The sequence below is a fragment of the Salinicola rhizosphaerae genome (assembly GCF_014652715.1).
Taxonomy (GTDB): Bacteria; Pseudomonadota; Gammaproteobacteria; order Pseudomonadales; family Halomonadaceae; genus Salinicola; species Salinicola rhizosphaerae.
This window is the reverse complement of the sequence record NZ_BMZI01000014.1, coordinates 1-5,822: the sequence shown is the minus strand read 5'-3', so window position 1 is coordinate 5,822 and position 5,822 is coordinate 1. Positions and strand designations below refer to the sequence as shown.

Sequence of the window (5,822 nt, the reverse complement as noted above, 5' to 3'; positions counted from 1 at the left end):
AGCCGCGAGAATCTCAAGCAGGCCGGTGAAGACGCCGACGACACCTACGGCAACAGCGAACAGCTGAGTGGCTCCCAGGGAAGCGATCAATCCAACGCCGCCGGCGCCAGCGACAGCAGCGGCCGAGGCGAATCCGCGCGCATGAAAGCGCCGTGGCTGCATATAGCCTCGCCGGCCGGCATCACGATGAGCACGCCGGAATCGACCCACCTGGCGCAGGGCAGATCGCTGAGTGTCTCGAGTGGCGAAGACGTCAACGTGGCCACCGGCAAGAGTCTGGTCGCCTCGGTGGCACGGGCGATTTCGCTCTACGTGCAAAAAGCCGGCATCAAACTGTTCGCTGCTCGAGGCAAGGTCCAGATGCAAGCGCAGTCTGACAACCTCGAAGCCATCGCCCGGCGCGACCTCAGCGTCACCTCCAGCGAAGACAAGATCGATCTCGCCGCCGCCGAGGAAATTCTTCTCGTCAGCGGCGGCGCCTACGTGCGTATCAAGGGTGGGGATATCCAGCTTCACGCCCCCGGCAAGGTCACGGTCAAAGGCGCGACGCAGAGTTTTGGGGGACCGGCGAGTCAAGGCGTTGAGCTGCCTGAGTTACCGGAAGGCGAATGCGAGAAGCAATTTGCCGGCGCTGACAAGTCGGCCGCGGGCAGCACCCCTGTAGGTAGCTAAATCATGCAGCCATTGCCGATGGAATCGCTCATTCATACCGAGGGTGGAGCCGTTGCCAACGAGCTTCGGCAGCGATTCAACTATGCGTTGATCAATCCACTGATTGTTCAAATGCGAGATTGGCAAGATTTACCAGTTGTCGCCTTGGAGACGTCCCCTGCACCGGCTCGCGCCCATCGCTTACCGCAATTGGTTGATCTTGGCTCAATATCTGGCAACACGTACGGCGATCTCACTAATCGTATGCGTCGGTATGACAAACGCGGATTGTCATTTTTTTCGGCTTTATTGAAGAGCAAGGCAAGCGTCGAGACGGTAGCTACGCACCTGAAGCGACAGCTTCTCCAGCGGCGTCGTCAAGAACGCCAACCCCATTGGTTTCGATATTACGATCCTCTTGTTTTTCGACATCTGGTCTGGCTGCTGACGCCAAGGCAACTGACACGACTAATGGGGTCAGTAACTCACTGGTCCTGGCAAGATCGCCCCGGTCACTGGCAGACGCTGGAGCGCCCTGAAGAGGCTCCGAGGATCAGCTGGCTCGAGCTTAATCGAAATCAATGGCTGAGCATCGACCGCTTTGCGGCACTCAATAGAAGCCTGCGTCGACTGCAGGCGATCGCACCCGATTGGCCACAGGACATGGTGCATTGGCGATGGCTGGACGACACCATGCGATACCTGGATGAAACGTTCGGGCTACCGGCTGAGGATCAACAGTTTGTAGCGGAAAGCGCTGCCAGGTATCACCCAGATCTCGTCATGCATCCGGATATCGAGAGTCAACTGAATCAGGCTGCGTTGGCACCGCCCGGTGCAGCAGACCGTTTGCGCCAGTTCAATAACACCGCGTGGAACACCATTATTTCCGATCTGAAGGAGCGCACATGAGTAGCGCCGGTAGTGGACGCCCCGAGTGTAGTTTCTGTGGCGGCGGTGGCTTACCCATCCTGCCCGTGCGTTACGCCGTGGCACGAAGCGACGATGTTGGTATTCACGCTCCCGAACTCTCGAACGACCTCAAGGAAGATGCCGTCTCCGCCATCGAACTGGGAAGAGATCAGCACTATACGTTGAGGCTGCTGCGAGAGGGCTTCTTGTATGTTTTCAACGCCGCCCGCGGACGTTGGCAGGGTTACTACGTGACCGATGAAGGCTTTCTCAGTCGTTATATTGATGTCACCAATGACGAGTTGCTGGCAATCGATCCCGACGAGCCGGGGCCGCTCGATGCCGACGTCAACGCGGCAGTGGAGGATGAGGAATTTCCCTGTCGCGCCAATCCTGAGCATGTCTATCCCGGGCGTTGTATCACGATCCCGGCGGCTCAGGACGCTCAGGAACTGTACTTGGCGTTTTCCGATGACCGTTGGACAAAGCGTGTATGGAAGGAGCACGCCACTAACGAGAACGGTCGTCGTGACACCATGCGCAAGCTCTCGATGCCCCAATGGAAAAGTGAAACGGCGGACTACACTCGTCCGCTCAGCGAGCTTGGTGAGCGCGTGGCTGAAGCCAACTTCCCCTGGGTAAGACGGCAACCGAGCGATAATAGTGGTGATGCAACAACGCAAACCACGGAAGTGAACGCGCTGAGCCACAGCTTGGCGCCCGTCAACGGGATTCAGGACGATGTCGACGGGTTCATAGAGTGGTCGCAACGCCAGGCCGAGCCGAGTGAGATGACGCCGGCGCTGTTCGTGCTCGACGACCCGGCCGGTATCACTAGCGATCTCGCTGCGCTACTCGCCGAACGAGAGAAGGAGTTCAACGAGAAGGAGGCGATCAAGCGCCCCTTCGTGACGGCGGGTGTCGTCAATGCGCTACGTGACGGTTTTCGGGAGCGGGCGCGGATGCAACGCGCCGAGGAGATCGTCGAGGAGCGCCTCGAGCATGAGTATTACCGTACTTATGGTGGCCCGCCCGGCATGGCACAGGCGGCCAAAGCCAATTTCGAATGTCGGCAGAAAGAAGACCCTGCCTACCGACGAGACGTCAAAGCCACGCGGCTGGCCGCCTACAAAAGCATCAGTGAGTCTGAACTCGAAGAAGCCGCCGATGATGCCTGGGGCAAGTATGGCGACAAGCTCCGGCCCGGCGAGCCCGACCACTGGATGGAGAACACCTATCGCCCGCAGCTATCGGATTACGATAAAGAGAATATGCAGCCACTGGCATCGGCTTATGTGAGCTGGTTGACCGGCAATCCCCTATTGATCTACCTCAACAGCCGATTCGATGATGCGAACGTCGAGTCGGGTATCAATTTCGTCTCCGTTATCTCCTTTGTGCTGTTGGGTACCCAAAGCTACGCGCCTGCGTTCAAACAGTATGTCGAATGGCTGTCTGCGAGCGAGATCGACAATAGCAACCTGCTGCTGAGAGGCATGTGCCTCAATCAGCAAGCGCTGGTCGAACAGATCATGGCAGCAAGCGATGTCGATTTTGATGCCAAACCCAACAACCCCGCCACCTTACCTTGGGGACCGTTGATCGCCGCTTATCTTGGGCTGACGGAAGATTACCCCGACGAAGTTGCCTCTCCCGCCAGAATGCTCGGCCATGTGCTGGGGCCAATGCAAAGTGCCGTGGCCAACGCGCGGAGCCCGACGCCACTTCTGCTCACCTTGGGGATGATCTCTGGAAGCTCGGTTCAGATCACCCAAGTCAGCGTGACGTTCGAGGAAGCCCTATCCCGAACGCGCGAGCCGCTCAAGTTGATCTACCCCGACTGGGGTGAGAGTGAGCTACATCAATTCCAGCAGAAGGTTCGGGTGGAAACGCGCTCGCTCATCGCGGAGCCCCCTGTGACCTTCGATATACGCCAGATAGACCTTACTCCACTCGAGGAATTTATGGCGGAAACGTCCTCGCCCTCCAAAGCAATAAGTCTGACAAGTCGAGAAAGGCTGGATTTCTCGGCAGGCATTGTGGGGGTGGCGTTGGCTTACATCAGCCTGAACGATCAGCTAGGGAAGATGAACAGCATCCTTGGCGCGGGCCTACAAGCCCAGGGGCGTCTACTCGGTATGGGGTTCGCCCTGGCCAGCGGCGCCGCTGAGCTTGTAGGTAAGACGCTGGAGCATGCACGGAAAGTATTTGAGGCCACGGATCATCTACTGGCCGGATCCAGCAGGTTTTTCCTGAGATGGGGGACAAGGTTTGGTTTGGTGGGTGGGATTATTTTGAGCCTGATGGACGCTTGGGAAGGGGGAGAAAATCTGGCTGATGGAAAATGGGTAGTGGGCACCCTATATATGCTGTCTGGATTTTTTACTCTAGGCACGACAATTTTAATCTCGGTTGCAGGCGCCGCTACAGCAGCAGGTGGTGTTGGGATCTTAGGGTTGTCAGCAACTTTTTTATGGGGGGTGACGGGAATACTTGGGGTGGTCGCAATTTCTATAGCAATTGCCATTGTGTGGTATACGGAAAATGATTTGCAGGAATGGATTGCAGAATGCGCTTTTGGGCAGCGCGGAGAGCTGGGGTTGGGCATTGCAAAACTAGAAGATGACTTGAGTCGCCTTGAGGCCATTACCAACAAGGAAGATTAGTCATGCAAGGTAATTCGAGAGACTATTATAACTTAATTGTTCGAGGTAATCTGGGATTTTCCAGCGCCATGAGTAAGGTATTACGGCGCACTGGTAAGACCTCATTGTTGATCCGCAAGTCACCTTTAAAAACGGTGTCATGCCAGTTTAATGATGCGGTTATTTGTTCGAACTCTACTTTCATCGAAGTCGTGGATTCGGGGAATCGCTTGCGGGGAATCTATTCCCTGCTGGGGGTTGCCGGCCTTTTTGCTCTGATCGTGTTTTTGTGTGGATTTCTTTACATAATAACTAGCGGGGCTGGTAAGATTCCTTTGCTTCTTTCCGGCATCGTTGTTTTCTCGCTTATTTTAGGGCTTTTGTTGTTATTGCCGATTATAAACGCCTTTATAAGAAGGGATATGTTTCGTCAGACTCATTATCCCATGCGCTTCAATCGCCGTGATCGCAAGGTCTACGCCTGGTCGCAGGATATGGGTGTCGTCACCATGAATTGGGACGATATTCAGTTTTACACTAGCGAGGCGACGAAGTCCCAGGATCGGCGAGGGATGTCACGCGAAGAGATTCGCGGATACGTACGGGATCGCAACGGTAACTTGCTTTATCACGTCGTCTTCTTCAAGTACGAAGGCCTCAAAGGCATGAAAGGCGTACTGGAAATCTGGGAACTGGTGCGCCGCTATATGGAGGAGCACGACGGCCATATCCAGGCCTATCAGGTCGACCAACGCCTGCTGGATCTGGATGGCAAACGCGAGAGCTTTATCCATTCGCTTATACAAGCGAAACAAGTTCTTGCGGATAGCCGTGCCGTTCAGTTGATCCTTGCCCCGGCGGTCATGTGGGCCGGCACCGGCCGCCTCATCGCCAAATGGACCTGCCGCGTGCCGCGCTGGCCCGAGTGGGTCGAAGAGAAATGCCAAGTCGCACCGGACGATCCTTACGTGCGTAATCGTCACACCGAGGCCCCTCTGACCGCGAAAGAGATTCTCTGGCCGCTGTTCTGTTATCTGCTCGGATGGGCAGAAGTATTGGTCATTCTGTATTTCTGTTTCAGAGGATATCTCTGATGAAAAATACAAGGCGACTTTCTTTTATCTCGCAGGCGGGAGTGTGATTGATGGCTGACATAACACTCGATTCTTTATTCGAGACTTTCGACATCGATCTGTCGCAGTCTCAGCGGTTGCTGACGTTGGAGCTCGCCGGGGCGTCGCTGATCCCGCACCGGCTGGTCGGCGAGGAGCGCGTCAGCGAGCCGTTCCGCTATACGCTCGACTGCATCTCCCAGCAGGGCGACCTCGAACTCAAGACGCTGATGGCGCAGCCGGCCAGGCTCTCGATCCTGCAAGCTGACGGCAGCTATCGTCGCCTGCACGGTCTGGTTAGTGAGGCAGCGCTGCTGGGCGAAGACGGCGGCGTCACCTACTATCAGCTCACGTTGGTGCCGTGGCTGGCCATGCTCGAGCTCGGCCGTGACAGCCGCATCTTCCAGGATCGCAGCGTCGTCGATGTCCTCACCGACGTGTTCGACGGTCACAAGCTGGCCAAAGGCCGCTACCGCTTCGATTTGCGTCGCGACTATCCCGC

Annotated in this window: 5 protein-coding genes; all 5 read left to right on the top strand. The window is 56.4% G+C overall.

Annotation, left to right across the window (positions count from 1 at the left end; genetic code table 11):
• On the top strand, positions 1–672 hold a 672-nt coding region (locus IE125_RS19110), incomplete at its 5' end, for a DUF2345 domain-containing protein (RefSeq protein ID WP_189446284.1).
• 3 nt (positions 673–675) lie between these two features.
• On the top strand, positions 676–1,563 hold the full coding sequence (locus IE125_RS19105) for a DUF4123 domain-containing protein (RefSeq protein WP_189446283.1): 888 nt from the start codon (positions 676–678) through the stop codon (positions 1,561–1,563).
• Positions 1,560–4,229: a T6SS effector BTH_I2691 family protein gene (locus tag IE125_RS19100; RefSeq protein ID WP_189446282.1), complete on the top strand. Its 2,670-nt coding sequence runs from the start codon at positions 1,560–1,562 to the stop codon at positions 4,227–4,229. The genes IE125_RS19105 and IE125_RS19100 overlap by 4 nt, the downstream gene beginning before the upstream one ends.
• A 2-nt stretch (positions 4,230–4,231) precedes the next feature.
• Positions 4,232–5,302, top strand: a complete 1,071-nt coding sequence (locus IE125_RS19095) for a DUF6708 domain-containing protein (RefSeq protein ID WP_189446281.1) — start codon at positions 4,232–4,234, stop codon at positions 5,300–5,302.
• Between the two features lie 50 nt (positions 5,303–5,352).
• A partial coding sequence (locus IE125_RS19090) for a contractile injection system protein, VgrG/Pvc8 family (protein ID WP_189446280.1) occupies positions 5,353–5,822 on the top strand: 470 nt, incomplete at its 3' end.

Coding starts and splice junctions, on each gene's coding strand:
- IE125_RS19100 (WP_189446282.1), top strand. CDS start 1,560: ATGAGTAGCGCCGGTAGTGGACGCCCCGAGTGTAGTTTCTGTGGCGGC.
- IE125_RS19105 (WP_189446283.1), top strand. CDS start 676: ATGCAGCCATTGCCGATGGAATCGCTCATTCATACCGAGGGTGGAGCC.
- IE125_RS19095 (WP_189446281.1), top strand. CDS start 4,232: ATGCAAGGTAATTCGAGAGACTATTATAACTTAATTGTTCGAGGTAAT.